The sequence below is a fragment of the Streptomyces naganishii JCM 4654 genome (genome assembly GCF_014650575.1).
GTDB classification, from domain to species: Bacteria; Actinomycetota; Actinomycetes; order Streptomycetales; family Streptomycetaceae; genus Streptomyces; species Streptomyces naganishii.
The window spans coordinates 1-3,879 of record NZ_BMVF01000046.1 but is presented as its reverse complement, the minus strand read 5'-3'; the positions used below and the strand labels follow the sequence as shown (position 1 = coordinate 3,879).

Below are 3,879 nucleotides of genomic sequence, written 5' to 3'. Positions count from 1 at the left end.
GGACGGCAAGAAGATCATCGTGCTGTCCGAGGGCCGGCTGCTGAACCTGGGCAACGCCACCGGCCATCCCTCGTTCGTGATGTCGAACTCGTTCGCGGACCAGACGCTGGCGCAGATCGAGCTGTTCACCAAGCCCGACGCCTACCCGACGGGCGTGTACGTGCTGCCCAAGCACCTGGACGAGAAGGTCGCCCGCCTCCACCTGGACGCCCTCGGCGTCAAGCTGACCCGGCTGCGCCCCGAGCAGGCGGCGTACATCGGCGTCGACGTCGACGGACCGTACAAGTCCGACCACTACCGCTACTGACCGGCGGCGAGCCGCACCCCGCGTCTCGCCCAGGTCCTCAGAGGCAGGCCCCCGCACCCCCGTGCCGGGGGCCTGCCCCTTTCACCGACGTCCGACCCGGCCGGCCGAGCCGAACCTCAGAACCCAGGACCCCCATGCCCCGCGGCCGCTATTCGCTCCACGATCCGCACGATCACACCCCCTTCGCCGACGAACACTTCCAGTGCGCCCCCGGCCCTTCCGGCTGGCGCTACGTCTCCCAGCTGACCACCCCCTCGGGCGACCACCGCGGCTCCGTCGACCTCGCCCTCGACGAACTCGGCCGCCCCATCCGCCTCGAACTGCACACCGGTAGCTGGCAGGTGCGCGGCGCCGCCCTCGACGGCGTCACCTGGGTCCGCACCGACCCCACCGGCACTCATGCCACCGAAGGCAATGTGCGCGCCCACGCCTTCACCGGCACGTCCCCCGCGTTCCTCGTCGCCACGGCACGTCTCCTGCGCCTCACCCCCTCCTCGGCCGCAACCCGCGTACGCCTCGTCTCCTTCACCGAACCGGTCCTCGCCCCACGTACCGTGGACCAGTCCTGGGCCCTAGTGGAAAGAGAAGCACACGCCACTGACAACGGCCCTCTGATCGTGGAGGAATACCAGGTCACAGCCCTGGACACCGGCGAACAGCACACCGTGCACCTCGCCGGGGACGTGGTCCTCGCCGCCCCGGGCATCGAACTCGAGGACCTCCAGTCACCGCCGTCGGTCTTCGCCCCCTGAACCGCCCCGGAAACCCGAACGAGCCACCGGCCGGCGCCCGCGCTACGCAGGCGGCACGAACCCGGTGGCCGGACCGGCAGGCCCGGCGGGACGGGCAGGCCCGGGGGGACGGGCAGGCCCGGGGGAATCGGCCGGCCTGGGGGGCTCAGCGGGCCGTTCGGCCGGCCCGGTGTCCTGCGGAGCCGTGACCGGCGGGCTCCACGACGACTGCGGGGCGGAAGGGGCCAGGGCAGCCTGAGGGGCGGCGAAGGAAGTCTGCGGGGCGAAGGGCGTCTGCCGCGCGGGCGTCACCTGCGCAGCCTCCCCCTGGCCGCCCCCCTTTCCGCTCCCACTCCCGAACGTCCGCCGGGCCTCACGCGTCTGCCGCTCGTGCAGCACGGCCGCCAGATACATCGGCGGCGGCACCTCGGACGGCACCGGAGCCCCCGTACGAGCCGCCACATCGGCCGCCAGCCGCTGCGCCACGCCCCAGCCCACCTGCGGATCCATCTGCTGCATCCGCGTCAGGTACTGCCGGACGGCCAGCCACAGCCCGTCCGGCACCGCCGACAGGTCGAGCGCCGAGAAGCGCCCGGCCAGCCAAGGAGGCGGCGGGGGTACGAAGGTCACCCGCCCGGCCGGAATCCGCTCCCGCACGACGAGCGTGCCCGCGAACACGTCACCCAGCCGCCGCCCCCGCGCCGACACCAGGGACGCGATGCAGGCGACGACCCCGAACGTCATCAGGATCTCGACCACGCCCAGCGCACCGCGCACCAGCGCGTGCCGGAACCGGATCGGCCCGCCGTCGTCCCGCACCACGCGCAGCCCGCACGCCAGCTTGCCCAGCGACCGGCCGTGGCTCAGCGTCTCGACCGCGATCGGTCCCCCCACCAGCACCAGCAGGAAGCTCGCGATCGACAGCGCGATCTGCGCGGCATCGTCGAGGGATGCCGTCCCCGCCACCACGGCCACGCTGACGGCGACGTACACGGCGATCGCCACCGCGAGGTCGAGCAGCACGGCCAACGCCCTGCTGGGCAGCCTCGCCGGGCGCAACTCCAGCGCCACCGCCTCGCCCGTCACCAGCTCGCTCACGCCCCGCCGTCCTTCCCCTGGCCTGCCCCGAGAACGGCCAGTCTGCCAAGCTGAGCACGACCGCGCCGTAGTACGACAACCTGACACATCCGCCGGGCAGCCGGACAACCAGCCGAGGAGCAGGCAGACACGATGGACCTCGACGTCTTCGTCTCCGCCCACCGAGCCGAGTGGGACCGCCTCGACGCCCTGCTCCGCCGCCGGCGCCGCCTCACCGGCGCTGAGACCGACGAACTGGTCTTCCTCTACCAGCGCACGGCCACGCACCTCTCCCTGATCCAGTCCAGCGCCCCCGACCCCCAGCTCACCGGCCGGCTCAGCCAGCTCGTGGCACGCGCCCGCAGCGCCGTCACCGGAACGCGCCGCGCCTCATGGCGCGACGTCACCCGCTTCCTGCTGGAGGGCTTCCCGGCGGCGGTCTACCGCTCACGCCACTGGTGGGTGCCGACGGCGCTCGTCTCCACCGTCGTCGCCGTCCTCCTGGGCTGGTGGATCGGCACGCATCCCGAGGTGCAGGCGACGATCGCCGCGCCCGGCGAACTGCGGCAGCTCACCCGTCCCGGCGGCGAGTACGAGACCTACTACTCCAGCCATCCCGCGGCCGCCTTCGCGGCCCAGGTATGGACGAACAACGCCCAGGCCACCGCCATGTGCCTGGTCCTGGGCGTCTTCCTCGGACTGCCGGTCCTCTGGATCCTCTTCCAGAACATGCTCAACCTCGGCGTCGGCATAGGGCTGATGTCCTCGGCCGGCCGGCTGGACACGTTCCTCGGCCTGGTCCTCCCGCACGGCCTGCTCGAACTGACCGCGGTCTTCGTCGCCGCCGGCACGGGCCTGCGTCTCGGCTGGACCGTCATAGACCCCGGTCCGCGCACCCGCCGCACGGCACTCGCCGAGGAAGGCCGGTCGGCCGTGGGGATGGCGATCGGCCTTGCCCTGGTCCTCTTCGTGTCCGGGGCGATCGAGGGCTTCGTGACCCCGTCGGGCCTGCCCACCTGGGCCCGCATCGGCATCGGCGTCCTCGCCGAGGGGTCCTTCCTCGCCTACGTGTACGTCCTCGGCGGTCGCGCCGCGCGCGCCGGCGAGACCGGTGACCTTGAGGCAACCGAGCGCAGCGCCAGCGTGCCGATGGCCGCCTGATGTGCGTCGGCGCCTTCTGAGCTGCTAGTCTCCTCTTCGCCCCACCGGAGCCGTTGACACGGACCGGGCGGGGAGGTAGATTCGAACAGTTGCCTGGAGATGGGTTACGACCCAGCCGGCAGCCAGTGAGCATCTGTCTGCTTCTTAAAAAAGGTCGATCGCATCGACTCCAAGAAGCCATCCCGATGAAATCGGAAAGCGAAGGCCGATCAGACCGGCTCGAAGCTTCTGATAAAGTCGGATCCGCCGGAAAGGGAACCGCGAGAGCGGAAACCTGGAAAGCGCCGAGGAAATCGGATCGGAAAAAGATCTGATAGAGTCGGAAACACCGAAGGGAAGCGCCCGGAGGAAAGCCCGAGAGGGTGAGTACGAAGGAAGCGTCCGTTCCTTGAGAACTCAACAGCGTGCCAAAAGTCAACGCCAGATATGTTGATACCCCGTCTCCGGCCGATACGGCTGGGGCGAGGTTCCTTTGAAAAAACACAGCGAGGACGCTGTGAACCACTGGACTATTCCTCCGGTGGTTCCGCTCTCGTGTGTGTTGCACCGGCTGAATTTATTTCTGGCCGAGTACACATTCACGGAGAGTTTGATCCTGGCTCA

4 protein-coding genes are annotated in these 3,879 nt (G+C 70.3%); 3 read left to right on the top strand and 1 reads right to left on the bottom strand.

Features of this window, described 5'->3' with window-relative positions; translation table 11 throughout:
* Together IE217_RS34245 and IE217_RS34240 are read left to right on the top strand one after the other, a co-directional pair.
* The coding region (locus IE217_RS34245) for an adenosylhomocysteinase (RefSeq protein WP_190181865.1) at window positions 1-307 on the top strand (307 nt) is incomplete at its 5' end.
* A 134-nt stretch (window positions 308-441) separates the two neighbouring features.
* The gene (locus IE217_RS34240) at window positions 442-1,059 is read left to right on the top strand and encodes a hypothetical protein (RefSeq protein WP_190181864.1); all 618 of its coding nucleotides are present in this window, start codon (window positions 442-444) and stop codon (window positions 1,057-1,059) included.
* Between the two features lie 42 nt (window positions 1,060-1,101).
* Here IE217_RS34240 and IE217_RS34235 read toward each other — a convergent pair whose 3' ends face one another.
* Window positions 1,102-2,136 carry an RDD family protein gene (locus IE217_RS34235; RefSeq protein ID WP_190181863.1) on the bottom strand — a complete coding sequence of 345 codons (1,035 nt, stop codon included), beginning with the start codon at window positions 2,134-2,136 and terminating at the stop codon, window positions 1,102-1,104.
* Window positions 2,137-2,268: 132 nt separating this feature from the next.
* Between IE217_RS34235 and IE217_RS34230 the strand changes: the two genes are divergently transcribed.
* On the top strand, window positions 2,269-3,276 hold the full coding sequence (locus tag IE217_RS34230; RefSeq protein WP_190181862.1) for a stage II sporulation protein M: 1,008 nt from the start codon (window positions 2,269-2,271) through the stop codon (window positions 3,274-3,276).
* Window positions 3,277-3,879: the final 603 nt, after the last annotated feature.

Excerpts from the sequence above, each read along its gene's own strand:
- IE217_RS34240 (WP_190181864.1), top strand. The coding sequence starts at position 442 with ATGCCCCGCGGCCGCTATTCGCTCCACGATCCGCACGATCACACCCCC.
- IE217_RS34230 (WP_190181862.1), top strand. The coding sequence starts at position 2,269 with ATGGACCTCGACGTCTTCGTCTCCGCCCACCGAGCCGAGTGGGACCGC.